The organism is Okeania sp. SIO3I5 (assembly GCF_010672085.1).
Classification (GTDB): domain Bacteria; phylum Cyanobacteriota; class Cyanobacteriia; order Cyanobacteriales; family Microcoleaceae; genus Trichodesmium.
Genome location: NZ_JAAHHT010000099.1, coordinates 14,609 through 31,282, shown reverse-complemented (window position 1 = coordinate 31,282; position 16,674 = coordinate 14,609). Strand labels below are relative to the sequence as shown.

General features: G+C 33.8%; 10 protein-coding genes and 1 pseudogene. 8 read left to right on the top strand and 3 right to left on the bottom strand.

The genetic code is table 11. The annotated features are described in order from the left end of the window. Window positions 1-447 precede the first annotated feature (447 nt). Window positions 448-1,710: a bifunctional folylpolyglutamate synthase/dihydrofolate synthase gene (locus tag F6K40_RS21345; RefSeq protein ID WP_293139116.1), complete on the top strand. Its 1,263-nt coding sequence runs from the start codon at window positions 448-450 to the stop codon at window positions 1,708-1,710. On the opposite strand, the gene F6K40_RS21340 is transcribed toward F6K40_RS21345, so the two are convergent. After that, window positions 1,690-3,087: a response regulator gene (locus F6K40_RS21340; RefSeq protein ID WP_293139115.1), complete on the bottom strand. Its 1,398-nt coding sequence runs from the start codon at window positions 3,085-3,087 to the stop codon at window positions 1,690-1,692. The genes F6K40_RS21345 and F6K40_RS21340 overlap by 21 nt on opposite strands. A 1,197-nt stretch (window positions 3,088-4,284) precedes the next feature. Then, window positions 4,285-4,422, bottom strand: a pseudogene (locus F6K40_RS21335) (ISAs1 family transposase); the annotation flags it as partial. Between the two features lie 535 nt (window positions 4,423-4,957). On the opposite strand from F6K40_RS21335, the gene F6K40_RS21330 reads away from it, so the two are divergent. The 3 genes from F6K40_RS21330 (at window position 4,958) to F6K40_RS21320 (ending at window position 8,777) form a co-directional block, all read left to right on the top strand. Beyond that, entirely contained in the window at window positions 4,958-6,208 is a 1,251-nt protein-coding gene (locus tag F6K40_RS21330; RefSeq protein ID WP_293139114.1) for an ABC transporter substrate-binding protein, read from the top strand. Window positions 6,209-6,505: 297 nt separating this feature from the next. After that, on the top strand, window positions 6,506-8,521 hold the full coding sequence (locus F6K40_RS21325; protein ID WP_293139113.1) for a pentapeptide repeat-containing protein: 2,016 nt from the start codon (window positions 6,506-6,508) through the stop codon (window positions 8,519-8,521). After that, complete coding sequence (locus F6K40_RS21320) at window positions 8,508-8,777, top strand: hypothetical protein (RefSeq protein ID WP_293139112.1); 270 nt, start codon at window positions 8,508-8,510, stop codon at window positions 8,775-8,777. The genes F6K40_RS21325 and F6K40_RS21320 overlap by 14 nt, the downstream gene beginning before the upstream one ends. Before the next feature lie 929 nt (window positions 8,778-9,706). On the opposite strand, the gene F6K40_RS21315 is transcribed toward F6K40_RS21320, so the two are convergent. Next, a complete protein-coding gene (locus F6K40_RS21315; RefSeq protein WP_293139111.1) occupies window positions 9,707-10,984 on the bottom strand; it encodes an ABC transporter substrate-binding protein in 1,278 nt (425 codons plus the stop codon). 826 nt (window positions 10,985-11,810) lie between these two features. Between F6K40_RS21315 and pilM the strand changes: the two genes are divergently transcribed. The 4 genes from pilM to F6K40_RS21295 all read left to right on the top strand — a co-directional run bounded on the left by pilM (window position 11,811) and on the right by F6K40_RS21295 (window position 15,484). Then, window positions 11,811-12,908 carry a type IV pilus assembly protein PilM gene (pilM, locus tag F6K40_RS21310; protein WP_293139110.1) on the top strand — a complete coding sequence of 366 codons (1,098 nt, stop codon included), beginning with the start codon at window positions 11,811-11,813 and terminating at the stop codon, window positions 12,906-12,908. A 7-nt stretch (window positions 12,909-12,915) separates the two neighbouring features. After that, window positions 12,916-13,731, top strand: coding sequence for a PilN domain-containing protein (locus tag F6K40_RS21305; RefSeq protein WP_293139109.1), 816 nt, complete (start codon window positions 12,916-12,918; stop codon window positions 13,729-13,731). A 2-nt stretch (window positions 13,732-13,733) separates the two neighbouring features. Further along, entirely contained in the window at window positions 13,734-14,516 is a 783-nt protein-coding gene (locus F6K40_RS21300; RefSeq protein ID WP_293139108.1) for a pilus assembly protein PilO, read from the top strand. Window positions 14,517-15,238: 722 nt separating this feature from the next. Then, window positions 15,239-15,484, top strand: a complete 246-nt coding sequence (locus F6K40_RS21295) for a hypothetical protein (protein WP_293139107.1) — start codon at window positions 15,239-15,241, stop codon at window positions 15,482-15,484. Window positions 15,485-16,674 lie beyond the last annotated feature (1,190 nt).

The following is a 16,674-nucleotide window of genomic DNA, read 5'->3' as shown; positions in this document are numbered from 1 at the left end:
TAGGCAAACAGATAGTATCTTTCATCGACTACTCAAAACTATAACGTTGCAGATTTAGGCTCAAGTCTCGGCAAAACTCAAATTCAAAATTGAAAAATCAGTAAATTTTGGAGTTTTCCTGTAGTTGAATTTCTCAGAGTCAGGTAACAAGATTGTATCTTCAAGCTCCTATTCAAAACTATAACGTTGCAGATTTCGGCTCAAGTCTCGGAAAAATTAAAATTCAAAATTTAATTAGCATAAAAATTTGGGGGGGGTTTTCCTGTAGTACCATTTTTCAGATTAAGGCAGACAGATAGTATCTTTCATCGACTACTCAAAACTATAACATTGGAGATTTCGGCGAGAGTTTCAACAAAATTAAAATTCCAATATCCGTTGCGATGCTCTAAATTATTATGTAAACAAAAAAAGCTGAAAGCTGATAGTTAACTGCTATAAAAAACTGTGAATTCCATAGACTCTTTCCTCAAACGCTTTGAACATTTCGGCGTTGAACTTGGCCTCCAACGCATTTACCAACTTCTAGATAATTTAGGCAACCCTCATCTGCAAGTACCCATAATTCATGTCGCCGGCACAAACGGCAAAGGTTCCGTCTGCGCTTACCTCTTATCCATCCTCAAAGCAGCAGGATATAAAGTCGGACGTTACACCTCACCCCACCTCGTTGACTGGACAGAACGTATTTGCATCAACGAAGAAAAAATTCCCTCCAATATACTAGAACAATTATTAGAACAAGTAGAAGCAGCCATTCTACCAGAACAACCTTCACCCACTCAGTTTGAAGTTATTACTGCCGCTGCTTGGTTATATTTTGCCCAACAAGAAGTAGATGTAGCAGTTGTCGAAGTAGGTTTGGGAGGTAGACTAGACGCAACGAATGTTTGTCAGCAACCAATGGTAACTGTTATTACTTCTATTAGTTGGGAACATTGGCAAAGATTAGGTCCTACTTTGAGTCATATTGCTGGTGAAAAGGCAGGTATTCTTAAACCAAGATGCCCTGCCATCGTAGGAGTTTTACCCCCAGAAGCAAAAACAGTAGTAGAAAAACGTATTACTGATTTAGAGTGCCCTGCTGTTTGGGTAGAACCAGCTAAGTTATTAGAAGAAAGTCAGGAAAATAACTCATTGCCAGTAGCTACTTATCAAAATCTTGAATATACATTGCCATTGTTTGGAGATGTACAGTTGATAAATTCAGCGATCGCTATTGCCACAGTTCAAGTGCTGGAAAAACAAGGTTGGGAAGTCTCTCCAGCAGCAATTAAACAAGGAATAGCTGAAACTAAATGGCCAGGACGTTTGCAATGGACTACATGGCAAAATCGCAAATTATTAATTGATGGTGCCCACAATGCTGCTGCTGCCCAAGTCTTGGGGCGTTATGTCAGGACACTTAATTATCCATCTGTCAGTTGGGTTATGGGTATATTGTCTACTAAAGAACATTCGGAAATTTTTCGGGCACTAATTAGATCGGGCGATCGCCTCTACTTAGTTCCTGTGCCAGACCATAGTTCTGCTGACTTGCAGCAACTTAGCACTATGGCTCAGGATATTTGCACAGAATTAGCACTTTGTCAAGTTTACTCCAATCTAAGACTAGCTGTAGAAGAGGCTATTACTGAGAGTGAAAATTTAATTGTCTTATGTGGTTCCCTATATTTGTTGGGTCATTTTCTAACAATTAGCAGCAACTAAAGACTCCTCTGATGGGAGTTGTATTTTTGTTTCTTCTAATGGGAGTTGTATTTTTGTCTCTGCTGATGGGAATTGTATTTTTGTCTCTTCTGATGGGAGTTGTATTTTTGTCTCTGCTGATGGGAATTGTATTTTTGTCTCTTCTGAATCTAGATATTTAGTATTTTTTGAACCTAGATATTTATTAAAAATCGCCTCAATTTTTTCTGAACTGATTGGTTTATTGATAAAGTCAGAACATCCCACAAACTGAGCACGAACCCAGTCAATCATACCTTCTCTACCAGTTAAAATTACGATAGGAGTATTTTTAAAATCTGGTATTTTGCGAATTTGCCTACAGACTTCATAACCATTAATAACAGGCATATCTATATCCAAAAATATTAAATCTGGCTTAACTTTGACTATAGTAGATAAAGCCAACGTCGATTTTTGAATACCAAGAAATTGATAACCATTTTTCGTAATTATTTTACCCATTACTGTATTAATGATCGAGCAATCATCAATACAAGCTATTAATTTTTTTTTACCTACAGAGATGGAATTTTTGGCAGTTTCTAGAGAACGTGAATTTGTTTTTTCAATCTTTTTTACTTGATTTTTTAAGGCATCAATTTTAACTGCAGGTAATGCAGGTATATCGGGCAAAGTAGTAAGTTTAATTATGTCTTTAGTAACATACTGCATTAATTTTTTAGTCAGACTTAATAAATCCTGCTTTAAGTAAAAAGCCAAATCTCGCAATGTCAGTTGTTTACTAATTAATGCCTTAAATTTTTGATAGATTGTATTAGATGTGTATTGCTTGAGAATTTCAGGTTTGTTCAATACAGGTGCTAAATTAGGAGAATAGTTATGTAAATTTGCCTCACACCAACCTTGCCATATTGGCTTAACCTTTTCAAAAGCTTCATAGATACTTAAACGAAAAATAGGTTGCATCATTTCTGGTGGTAGATTACAACTTATAGAAGTAACCTGTAAAGTATCTAAATTATCCTGCTGAATTAAATCAAACAATACTTCTACCAAGGTATTATTAATTATAGAAATAGCTTGCGAGAGTGAAATTTTTTCTTGTTTCAGTAAAATCTTAACTATGTAATATTGCCAGCTTTCATAAACATCATCGGTGTATAAATTTAGAGTTTCCAGAGAAATCAAAGGGCAAAATTGAGTTAAATTTCTGCGCCATCTTCGCCAAGCACTATTACCACCTGTTACCCAACATAGACATCCCCGATTAAAATATAATTGCCACTTTTGTTCTTCTGAATTTTGAAGTTCTAACTTACCACTAAATTCTTTAGGTATCAGACGGATTAAATCTTTAAAAAATTTGGCTGTAGTCTGTTTTGTTTTAGTAACCATTTTTAATACTCTATCAATATCAATGCAGTCCTGATTGACGATATTCTTAAGATAATACTTCTCAAAACATGAATATCTGTCATGTTGCTGAACCTTAATTCAAATTTAATCAAATTGATTAAGATAACTGTTTTGATGAAATTATCAAAGTTCTCAAGAGATAATTACAATTAGACAATTAGCTTAGTCTATAAGAAATAATTTAGCTAACTAACTACTGAATTATAAATATTTCATCTCATTCAAAACTCTAACTTAATAATTCTAAAAGTATTTATTCAAGTTATCAACTCAATCTAATTTTACTTAAAAAAGTTCTAAATATCGTCAGTTATTATACGGATATTTAATCAAATATTGATTTGCTCTTGAGGCAATTACTGATTTAAAAGTTTGTCAAGTAAATCAAATTTCATACCTAAACCAATACTTTTAATCAGCTACATCACCTCAGTGTTTAATTTTAAATAGTATTAAAGAAGTTATGATAGGTAGTAGGGAGTAGCAAACATCGAAGTCATTTCAGTTATCAGTTATCAGTACCTATAAATAGGGTTTGCTGAATAAGTATTATGGGTTCAGGTAGGAGTCAGGTAGGGGAGCCGTTGGATTGGCGACGTACAGGAGAAATGGGAGTTATAGCGCTACGCCCTAGGGAATAGGGAATAGGGAATAGGGAATAGTAAACTGTCAAAGGCTTTCAGGATTTTAGAAATGTCCTAACCTTTACTTCGACTGCTATACAGAAGAGTTAGGAGGAAGAATAGTCCCTTTAAGTTAACTAAGATAGTGATTCAATAATTAATAATTAATAATTAATAATTAATAATTACCTCTTCTTATAAAAAAGAGGATTGGCTAAAAGGAATTTTTTTTCTTCTCTTGGTTGATTGGATATGGCGAGGTCTCCTCGCCATCCCTCAACCGCTTTTTTCTCCATGAATGGAGAGGCTTTATACCTTTATTTTCCGCTAAAAACTGTCTTTGATTCTTTTACTTATTCTTAATTGTACTCGAAAAGGGGCAAAAGTATAAAAGTTTGTGCTGCCTATTTTTGAGAAAAAAAAGATTGTAATGGGAGACTATGTTCACATCATCAAAATTACTTTTATAGTCATTTTGATGATGGTTTTCCTCAGACAAGAAACTTGGCCGTTGCTCAAGATTTTCCCCTGTGTAGAACCAGGGCAAATTCATTTAATAAGAGGGTTGACAAAAAGCATTGAGATTAATCATCATGTAATTATTGCTCATAGCAGCTTGCTTCATTTTTTGACTAAGACTACGTTTAAATATTTTCTGTTGATGGAGAACATGAAGTGCTAATCGTCTGATACCAATTTTATAAATTGTTGCTACAAATATTTGAACTGTTTCTAGTAGTCAATAGTCAATAGTTGTAGGGGCGAATAGCCATTCTTCCCTACAGTATAAGTAGTTTTTATTATCATTTTTTGCTATGAAAAAATCTATTCTAGTAAATTTGTATCTGACTTAAACTACTTTAGTTGACTCAACTATTTGTAACATTCTTTTTTCACCCTTGATATGAGAAGAGGGAATTTGTTTAGACTATGCTTACGAGCATTCAGACGTCAGCTATCAGCAGTTAGGTATAAGTCCCGCAACTTATTATCTCACTTACCCTAAAGGAGAAATTAATCTTCAACGAGAATTAAAAGTTACGAATAAAGTATACTCCTTTAAACATATAAGGAATTGTTCATTATTTGCGCTCTTGCTGACAGCTAATAGCTGAATGCTTACCTATGCTCTGAACGAATATGAAATTGATATTTATAAAAAGTTACATCAAGTGTTAAATGAAGATTTTTTTTATTAACAACTTATTATGAATTTTCAGATTTATTTGACCTTTAAATTTTTTTTTCATGTTGGCTTTAGTCTGAGCTTATTAGGACTTACTGCTTGCAAAAAATTACCAGATAATACAATTCCCGAAGAAGGAATTACTCACCAAATAATTCGACTAGGTTCTATCCTCGCGTTAGAAGGAAAAGAAGAGATTTTAGGGAATAAGATGAAATCTGGTTTAAAAGCTGCACTTGATGATCAATTAGTACAGGCAAAAAAAATCAAGTTAATCTTTGAAAATGATTATTATGAGCCTCCAGTTGCTCATCAAAAGACACAAGAGTTGATTAAATCTGGCATTTTTTTGATGATTGGAAATGTCGGTACACCCACTGCAAAAGAAACATTGCCAATTTTAAAGAAAAACAATATTCCTGCCGTTGGTTTTTTTACTGGTTCTCAACTTTTGCGTTCCCAATCTCAACTAATTATTAATTATCGTGCGAGTTATGCACAGGAAATAGAAACAGTGATTAAAATGGCTTTAGATGCTGGAGTAAAACCATATCAAATCTGTGCTTATGTTCAAGATGACAGCTATGGAATATCGGGATTGAAAGGAGTCAGAAACGCTTTACTAAAAGCACAGGTTGAACAGAACATATTAGATATTTATGACCAAGTTTTAGAGTATAAAAAAAAGGGAAATAAAGACAATCCTTTCCTTAGTCCCGTAGGATTTTATCCCCGTAATACTCCCTATGTAAAGGAAGGTTATAACTCATTAAAACAGTGGGAAAAAAACACAGGAATAAACTGTAGATTAGTCGTTACAGCAGGAACTTCCACTAATATCGCACGATTTATTAAATTAGCTCAAGAAGAAGGAGAAGATTGGTTCATTTCCTCCCTGTCATTTGCCAATCAAGAAGAATTACAGTTCGACTTAGAAGAATATGGGATTAAATACAAAGTGATTATAACCCAAGTTGTTCCCTCATTAGACTCTAATTTACCTATTGTTCAAGAAGCAAAATCTAGGCTAAAAAGCCAGTTTGATCATGTATCTTTAGAAGGATATATTGTAGGAAAAATGACTTTAAAAATCCTCCAAACAATACCAGGAGAAATCAATCGTGATAGTTTTTTAAAGCAGGTTACTATTTCCAAATTTGATCTAGGTGGTGTTTCAATTGATTTTACTCAAGGCAGAACTCAGTCCTCCGACCTAGTTTTAATAAATGTTTTAACTCCTCAAGGATTTAAACATTTAAAGAAAGATGAATTAAGGTATATATTTGAATAATGAATTAATTAGGGTTTGCTGATTAAATCTTAAAGCATTGACAGATAAAGGGATAAAGTTTTTAACCGTTTTAGGTCTTGAAAAAGTACAAGTTTTTGCTCCTTAGAGCTGCATAAAATTAGGATGAAAGGGTTGACTATTGGCAGAAAAATCACGAATTAAATTCTTCCTTCTGTCTCCTCTAAATTCCTTACTCCTCCAGTCTCGAGTCTCCTGTCTCCTGACTCCTACCCTCACCCATAAGACTTTTTCAGCAAACCCTAATTATTATTGGTTTATTTATAGGAAAAATAACTAATGGATAAAAAAGAAAAAAACTTACAAGCAGAAATAAGTTACCTCGAATCTCTCAGCTCTGAAAAATATAAAAGCAGTCCTAAAAAGGCTAGACTAAAACAACCTAAAATACTGAAACCCATTTCTATTTTAGACGCGAAAATTTCTGATTTTGTTGAATGGCTGAAAAATATTTCTTTACTTAAGTTAGCAGGTCTTTTAAGTCAGGGCGCACTGTTGTTTGCCGTGGTGTCTTATGTAATTAGTATACCTAGTCGAAACGAACAGAAGATACAAGAAGCTCGAAAGGTTCTGCGTGAAGAATCTAACCATAAATATAGTGATGGACGTATTGCTGCTTTGAAACTTTTAAATAGTAAAGGTTGCCAAGGTAATCCAGGACTAGAAGCAGTCGGAGCAAAAATGGCTAATATTACCCTTAATCCTTGCCAATCTTTATCTATTACTCAGAGTTCACTTAAGGTTAATAAACATTCAATGGATCTCTCTCATTCAAATCTAGAAGGAGCTGATCTTTCAGGTGCCAATCTTGTCGGAATTAACTTACGAGGGAGTAATCTTCAGGGTGTAAACTTGGCTAAGGCTAATTTAGAAGATGCCGATCTAAGGGAGACCAATTTACAAGGTGCAAATTTATCACGAGCTAACCTCAAGAATGCCATACTCCAAGATAGTAAGTTAGACAACAGTAATTTGTATGGAGCTAACCTTTACACAGCCGATTTCTCTGAAGCTAATCTAGTTAATATTACAGCCTTATGGGCTAATTTCCATGATGCTATTTTCTATCGAGCCAACTTACAATCAGCGAATTTTAATAGAGCGGATTTAAAGGGGGCTAATTTTTATAAAGCTAATCTAGAAAATGCCAAGTTGCGTTTTGCCGATTTAAGTAGCACAACTGACACAAGAGGAGCGCAATTAAAACCCACTAATCTACGAGAAGCACAATTAAAAGGGGCCGATTTGTGGGGAGCAAAAATGTGGTCAATATTTCAGATTAAACAGGCTAAAAATTGGCAGAAAACCAAGAGGATGCCTAATTGGGAACAGCATATCAAACAAGCACGATTACCTCGTTTACGGATAGCTTTGCTCAGGTCACAAGAAGATCAAGAGTATGACAGTCTTTCCGATGCATACGAATTGGGTATGCGTCGTGCTGCTAACCGTCGTGTGGAAGTTTGGGGCATTGATTACCCTGGTGGTGTAGAGAATGAAGCCAAAATAATTGAGCAGTTGATTGACGATGGTATGGATGGGATTATCTTAACACCTGAAGATCCCGTTAAGTCACTTCATACACTTCAACGGGCTAGCGATGCTGGAGTAGCTATTGTCACTGTGGGTTTCTGCTTTGATCATAAGGATGCAGAAGATTTAGCCATTGCTTGCTATAATAGAGATAGTTTCCAAATGGGCTATGATTCAGGTCAGTATCTAGCACAATGGACTCAAGATAATTTACTGACTAATTCTCCCTCAAAATCGGTTCAGATTGCTTTAGTTGATGGTGCTTTCTACGATCGCCACTATCCCTATCTTCAAGGAGTATCTAAAGCGCTCAACGAATCGGGTATCTTGTTTAAAATTGTTGACTCCGTTAGCGTTGCTTCTCATAGAGATATTTTGAAAATCGAAAAACTACTTGAAAATAATCCTAATATTCAGATACTTTGGGGAGGATCAAATCTAGCAACGGAAGTTGCACTTAAAGCAGTAACAGAATCTGGCTTCAATAATAAAGTTAAAGTATTCGGAATTTTGGATCTGTCGGAAGATAAAGCCAAAATGCTACTTAATGCCAATAGTCCTTTACAGTTAATTATTGATCAGTCCAGTCTTCAGATTGGTTATGATGCTGTTAAGACAACAATTTCTGTCTTAAGAAAAGAAACTTCAGGAGCAGATTACAAGGTTCACGATTATAAGGTTCACTTTGTTAACTATCGTCTATTAACTAAAGATGACCTAGATCCTGTACATGATTTGTTCAAGGAGTATGGCTGGTTTTAATCAGTTATCAGTTATCAGTTATCAGTTATCAGTTATCAGTTATCAGTTATCAGTATCTCTATGGAATAGGGAAGCGAGATATCCTCCCGAAGTTCACCTAACGGTAGAGCGCTGGCTTTTAAACCTCACAGCGCAAGCATTCCTAGTTTTTCTCTTGCTAGGTTTTGCCTCTGACCTAGACGGAGTTGCCTCCGTTCCTGGCAGATGGACTGGTTATGCGTTTTCTCTTTCATTGATTTTCCTTTCTACCACCTGAACGTTTGCCTCAATAGTGCGTAGCAAATCAGAAATAATATTATTTTTATTTGAATAAAAAGTCATGTCTATAGGCGAATAACCAAATCTAGTCTTTATGATATAACAAAAATTGTCAGGGTGCAACAGAAAATCCTGTGGCGCGGGATTTTTCTCAGGAGCTTCACAAGATGAAAATATTTGTGATTTGGCATTCGGAAGATTATAGATGGAAAGATTTGATTGGGGAAAAGAATAATTTTTCAAGAGCTTCACAAGATGAAAATTGTTCTGGATATTTGCTCTAGGAAAAAATTTTTGAATATTTTGAATATTTTGATTATCTCTGACCCAGAAAATTTGATTGAATAAAAAGTCATGCGTATAGGCGAATAGCCCCTTATATTCTTTATGGTATCACAAAAATTGTGAAGGTGCAACAGAAAATCCTGTGGCGCGGGATTTTTTTCAGGAGCTTCACAAGATGAAAATATTTGTGATTTTGTACTAGGGAAGGATGGATAATGGATAATGGATAATTACCTCTCCCTAAAAGGGAGAGGATTGACCAAAAAGGAAAAAATTTATTTTCTTCCCCTTGATTGGGAAAGCTTTAAACCTAAATTATCTAATTATTTAATTGTTTAATTGTTTAATTGTTTCGGTAAAGATTTGATTGGGGGAAAACAAAAATTTGTGGAAGCGTCACAAGATGAAAATTTTTTTGTATTTGCTCTTAGGAAAAATTTTTGAATATTTTGAATATTTTGATTATCTGTGAGCCAGAAAATTTGAAAGAACAAAATTTCCCTTTTAACCAATCCTCTTCTTGAAAAGAAGAGGTAATTATTAATTATTAATTACTGAACTATTGCTTGTTGCCTCTCTCAACTAGAAAATTAATTTGGCACAACTACTTATCAGGAACTTCCAAATTTTAAGCATAAAAAACTATAACTTATTCCATTCAGATGCCGCATCAGCGATCGCCTGTTCAATAGTTTTTTCTCCCAACATAGTCGCCTGCAAATTTTGATAAATAATTTGTTTCAACTTATCCAAATTTTTAACAGATGGCAGTAAAACTTCTGCTTCAAAAATTTGATTAGCACCAATAACTCGCGCCCGATCTTGAGTAGAAGCATCAGGAGAAATATTTTGAAAATAACTATTTTCTAAAGTCTTAGTTGTAGAAGGTAAAACATTAGTCTCCTGAGTAAAAGCCATTTGATTTTGATAATTAGTAATAAACAAAACAAATTTCAGCGCTCGATCTGGTAGTTGAGTTTTACTAGAAATAGCAAAATTCATCAACACTATATTTTTCCGATCATTCTTACCCGTAATTTGGGATGTTGGGAGTGAAACCTTTCCAATTTCTGGTGTATTTTCAGATATAGCTTCAATCAATTCTGGACCAGAAAATACCATAGCAGTTTCCCCAGCTTGATACAAATCTTCCCCTGCTGAAATTCCTTGTGTCAATACTTCCTCTGGTAATAAACCTTCCCTATATAAATCAACCCAATACTTAAAAACTGCCTCACCGAGTGGAGTATTAAAAGCAGCTTTTCCATCAACATCTATTAACTCAACTCCCATCTTGCCAAAAGACTCTAATACTTCATTTCCTCCTTGTGGTGAAAAAGAAACAAAAAAAGCATATTTATCAGTTTTTTCCTTAATTTGTTTTGCCACCTTAGCCAACTCTATATAATTTTTTGGAGGTTGATCGACTTTTGCCTGTTTAAATAGCTCTGAATTATAAATTGTTATATTTGTCGTACAATACCATGGAATAGCAAAACTTTTACCATTGATCTGACTAGCTTGCCAAAGATTAGGCAAATATTCATTCTTAATCGAATCTGATAAAATAGTATCCAAATTTAACCAGGCATTAGGTTGAGTCAATAAATGTGCAAAACTGGAATTAAGATTAACAATATCTGGAAGAGTTTCTGTCAAAATAGCACTCTCAATTTTACTTTCCATCTCAGACCAAGGTACATCAACCCATCGCACCGATAAACCAGGATTATCGGCTTCAAAATCAGCAATTAACTGATTAAAATAATTAGTAAATTGAGGTTGAAGTTGTATCGTCCAAAATTCAATTTCTTTAGTCTTTAAATTAGAATCAGGAGAACTGCAACTAATCAAAAATGTTAGTATTAACCCTACAATAGTAAATACTCGAAACCTTTTCCATTTCACTATGACAAACATTTGATAAAATTCAAAAAAAATCTTAGATGATCTGTTAATATTACATAATTTTTCAATTTATTGAAATGTTGATAGAAGATCCATACTATAATTTTCAATTTTGTGTTATATAGGAATGGCAACAAACTAAAAAATTTTTATGCCATACTATTATTAGTATAAGACTCCCACCTACTCAAGCTTTAGTGTTAAAAAAGGTCTCAAAACATGGAAAGTTTGAAAGTCTTACCTATTGCCCATTGCCTATTCCCTATTCCCTAAAAGCAGTGAGATTATTATACACAAATAAAAGAGGATTACTATATATGCTAATGGTGAAAACAAGCCTAGTAATGTTGAGTTAACCAAATAATAAATGTATAATATAGAATTGAGAATTTCTCAAACAATTATTAATTTAGAATCCCAATTTATTAATTCATTAATTTACTAATTCTAAATTCTGCATTCTCAATTCTCAATTCGGAATCCCAATTTATTAATTCATTAATTTACTAATTCTAAATTCTGCATTCTCAATTCTCAATTCTCAATTCTCAATTCTCAATCCCAGTTTATTAATTGATTAATTTACTAATTCTGCATTCTCAATTATCAATTATCAATTAGGAATTTTTTAGTCATTAGCATATTGTAATCAACTATATGCTAATGGTAAAAACAAGCCTAGTAATGTTGAGTCAACCAATAAATGAATGTAGAATATAGAATTAAGAATTGCTCAAACAATTATTAATTTACAATCCCAATTTATTAATTCATTAATTTACTAATTCTGCATTCTGCATTCTAAATTCTAAATTCTAAATTCTAAATTCGGAGGAAAATGGTTAATTACTTAAAAAACTTATTTAAAAAAAAGCAGCCAGGAATAGGAATCGAACTTGGCCCAGACAGAATTAATATTGCTGAAATCCGCCAACAAGGAGATAAATTAAAATTAGTAAATTTTGCTACAGCAGAAGTACCAGAAGATGTATTTTTAGAAGGCCAAATAATTGATGCCCCCACAATGTCAGAACTAATAGAGTCAATTATCGAAGACAACAACATCAAAACTCGCAGAGTAGCAACAGCAATATCAGGCAGAGAAGCAGTTACCCGTGTAATTCCGGTACCAGCAGAATTAAATGACCAAGAATTACAGGACTACATGAATCAAGAAGCAGGTTTATACTTACCATTCCCCAGGGAAGAAGCAGATGTAGACTATCAAAAATTAGGAGTTATAGTAGATCCAAATGATGACCTAGAAAAAGTACAAGTCGCCTTAGTCGCAACTAGAAAAGAAGTAACAGATGCCTACATAGATGTTTTTACACAAGCAGGATTAGCAATAGATGTTTTAGAAGTAAGTAACTTCGCCCTGATCCGCACAGTAAAAGATATACTCCAACAATATGGACCTCAAGAAGCAACAGTAATTGCAGATTTAGAATTTGACAGTACCGAACTTGCTATCGTAGTAGACGGAATACCCCAATTTAACCGGACAATTCCTATTGGTACCTATCAAATGCAATCCTCCTTAAACGAAGCGATGAACTTACCTCCAACCAGAGATACTACAGAGTTACTAGGGATGACCGTTCCAGTATTAGATACAATGGGAGTCACAGGAAACGAGCCAAATCCCGGAACCAATGCCCTACTAAAAGTATTAGCAGAATTAGGAGACGAACTGCGACGCTCAATAGATTTCTATCTCAATCAATTTGAAGATTTGGAGGTGGCACAATTATTATTAACAGGGTCAGGAGCAGCAATAGGACAAATAGATGACTTTTTCATGCAACGTTTAAGTTTACCAGCGTCTAAAGTCGATCCAATCGAAACTTTAGCCTTAGAAACAGAAGAAGAAATTCCACCAGAAGAACGTGCTGGTTTAGGAATTGTATTAGGTTTAGGACTAAGAGAGGTTTAATTTAATTATGTATGGCCTAGATATAAATTTTCTTAACGATCGCCCAGAATATAAAAAAGATATTCCCAAAGGACCAAGTGTTGGACCATCACTAGAAGACCCAAGACCAATTTTGATTGGGGCAGCAGCAGCAGTAGCTGTTAATGGTCTAGTTGCAGGTGGGTGGTTATATCTAAATCAGGTAAACACCAAACTCCAGGCAGACTTAGACAAATTAAATGGAGAATTAAGTACATTAAATGCTCAAATTAAAGACCTGGAAGCAATCAAAGAAAAAACTAAGACATTTAAAGCAGAAGCAAAAGCTTTAGCAACAGTTTTTGACCAAATCAAACCATGGTCGGCATTATTAGGAGAGTTTGGAGCTTTAGTACCTAATGGGGTAATAATAACTAGCATAGAACAAAAAGAACCAAAAGTATCAGCTCCGCCTCCCCCCAAAAAATCTGCTAAAAAGGGTAAAAAAACAGAGACACCAGCTCCCCCAAAACCAACAGCAACTCTATCATTTGCTGGAACTTCAGATTCTTACGGCAAAGTTAATGACTTTTTATTATTATTACAAAGCTCTCCCTTTTTCCAAGGAGAAAAAACCAAACTTATTAGTGCTGCAAAAAGACCTAATCCAACTAGGTTAGAATTACGAGAATCCAAGTCAATCTTAGCACCAGAAATACCAGAATTACCCCCAATAGTTGAATATAAAATAGAAACAAATCTTAGCCCTTTAGGTGCATCAGAATTATTACCTCAGTTAAAGAGTCAAGGAGCAATTGGATTAGTAGATAGAATAGAAACACTAAAAGAAAAAGGAGTATTCTAAAAATGGTAGTAGCAAATGAATGGAATCCAGAACTAGAAGAACAAGAAGAAGAAGAAGGGGGGCCGAAAATTCTAGGTATCTCCCTCAAAGACCCCAGATTTATTGGAGGAGTTATTGGTATTGTAGGTTTAGGAATAGCTGGTTTCTTAGGATATAATCAGCTTAAACCAGCCATAGAAAAAAGTGCCGAATTAAGAGGAGAAATAAAAGCAGCAGATGTCAAAATTAAAGAGCAGAAAAAACAAATAAAAGAACGACCAAAAGCAGAAGAAGAAAGGGAAAAAGCTCAAAAACAAAGAGAAGATGTAACCAGCTTATTTGCTAGTGATAAAACCATGAAAACTCTGCTATACGATATTAATAAACTTATGGATCAAATTAATGCCGGAATTACAGATGAAGACCAGCAAGCTAAAATGACAAAATTTCAACCACTTGAGCCAAAAGGTGGCAATTATATAGTTAATGATAACTCATTAGGACCGCTGGTAAATGGCAAATTAAAACGACGAGAATTCAAAGTAGAATTTGAAGGTAGTTATCCTCAAACAAGAAAATTTATGATTGATCTTGAGAAGATGCAAACATTATTAGTAGTCAAAAATTTAAGAACTAGACTCCAACAAACAAATCAAGCTATAGAAGTTGAATGGAGGCAAAATAGATTTGTAGCAGTTAGTAAGCCAGAAAGTAGACTGAGAACATCCTTTGATCTGCACGCTCTATTAGCTTTAAGTGAGCAAGAGTCATTGGGCAAAGAAAGTTCTACAAAAGAAGAGAATTAACTTAATCAAATAATAACGGTATAAGACCTCAAAAAGCTTACTATTAGACAGGCTGCACTTAGATATACAAATCCATTAGAATAAAGCTCAAACTGAATAACAAACACAAAACGCTCTTAGCTCAAGACGCAGCTTATAGATATGCCTTTAAGTGTGATAACTTTTGATTGCAAGAAGTGTGGCTTGTCTAATAGATAGAGTATAATTCGTTAGATATAATTTAAGAAATATTGTCATAATTTATTTACTAATCAAAAGAAATTAAACTTTAACCAACTTTACCACAAGGTATCTAAAAGTTCCGATTATAAAGCTTTGCCTACCAAGGTAAGCAAGGAAATTATTAGGAGATTAGATAAAAGTTGGCAAAGTTATTTTTCGGCTTTAAGAGAGTGGAAAAAACAACGAAATTTAAATTTTTAGGAAAACCGAAAATTCCCAAATATAAACATAAGAAAAAAGGCTGAAATATTCTGCCCTATTCTCAGGAATAAATTGACAAAAAAGCATTATAAATCACTCATTAGTCAGGGTTAAGCGGTTAGCATGATTGACTTTTTTGACGTTTAGGAGTGGATTTGAACCCAAGGTCATTTCAGTTATTAGTTATCAATTTCTCTGACTGAAGCATTGGGATTGAAATGCTGAATCAAATTTTTTTTTATCCTCTTGAAAGTGGAGGCTATTGACCTAATTTTTTGCTCAAAAAGCTGATAGCTGAAATGGTGATAGTTAGTAAAAAAGGACTTTGTTATCTGTCGATGAGTAAAATCAAAATTCCTACCTCACAGACGGAAATAATAGAGGCGAGAATCATCTCAAAAAGTAGCTGTTATATAATAGAAATAGTCTATGAAAAATCGGAGAAAATAACAGAAAATCAACAAGTAGCAGGAGTAGATTTAGGAGTAAATAACTTAATAGCTGTAACAACAAATCAAACAGGAACTTCACATAAGCATGATTAAATGCAGACCATTAAAAGCCAGGCTATTAAAAGCAATGAATACATTTGATAATAAACAGCGTTTTTGTTTACAATTTGAATTAAGAACTAACCACAATAAAACTAATTCTCATCGGTTAAAAAAATTAACTCACAAAATAAATTGTCTAGTCAAAAATCATCTTCATACAGCAAGGAAAAGATTAATATATTGGTGCTTTAACCATCAAATAGGAATCTTAATTATAGGGCAGAATCAGACATGGAAACAAGAGATAAATTGAGTAAAAAAACAATCAACAATAAGTTGTGAATATCCCTCAGAATCGTTTAATAGAGATGTGAACTGATCAAGCAAAATCAAAAAGAATAAAAGTAGTAATTAGAGAAGTTTATTATACATCTCAATCAAGCTGTTTAGATGGGGATGATTGAGCAACATAAGGAGAAAAAACATAAATTGAGTGGAAAGAGAGTAACAATAGGGTTGTATAAGAAACTGTTTGTATTATGAAGTCTTAAGAGAGTTGTTGAGTGACTAAAATCTCAAAGTAAAAGGTACTTCAAAAGATTGAAATTTGGTAGATTGATTAGGTGGAAAGGTATATATATTCCCTTTATTTTAACTCTTCAATACTTGTGTTGATTTCTTCCTCCCTGTTCCCTATTCCCTATTCCCAGTTAAGAGTTAAGTGTTCCCTTTTCCCTATCTCCTTTTTATATTTCCTGATACATTCAGTCTCTAAAACCAGGAAAAATAAATTATTAATGCAGATTTCATTAATGAATAATGGATAATGAAAACTATCTCTAATTATCAATTATCTATTGGTAAAGATGTCTTTGGGCAAGGAATAAAGAGTTTGCCATTTAACCCTGTGGCGATCGCTCCACTTGCGTTAAACTAAGATTTCAGATTTTTGAGTAAATTTGAGTAAGTTTAGTTGAGCAGTTTTCTGTCATTTAGCTAAAAAACTTCAGTCTTAGTATTGTAAAGTTTTATTAATTTTATAGAAAAACATAGGAAAACAACTAAAAATATCTTAGACTCAGAAAGGATTGCAGAACAGCTCGTTAAATGTTTACAGGAGGGATAATACAGTTAGTAGAACGTACTATTATTAAAAAAAATAATCTGGTGTCAAATACAATGAGTCATGTCAATGTTCGTTTAAATACCGATAAGAAAAGTAGTCCCAAACGCTTTTAGCA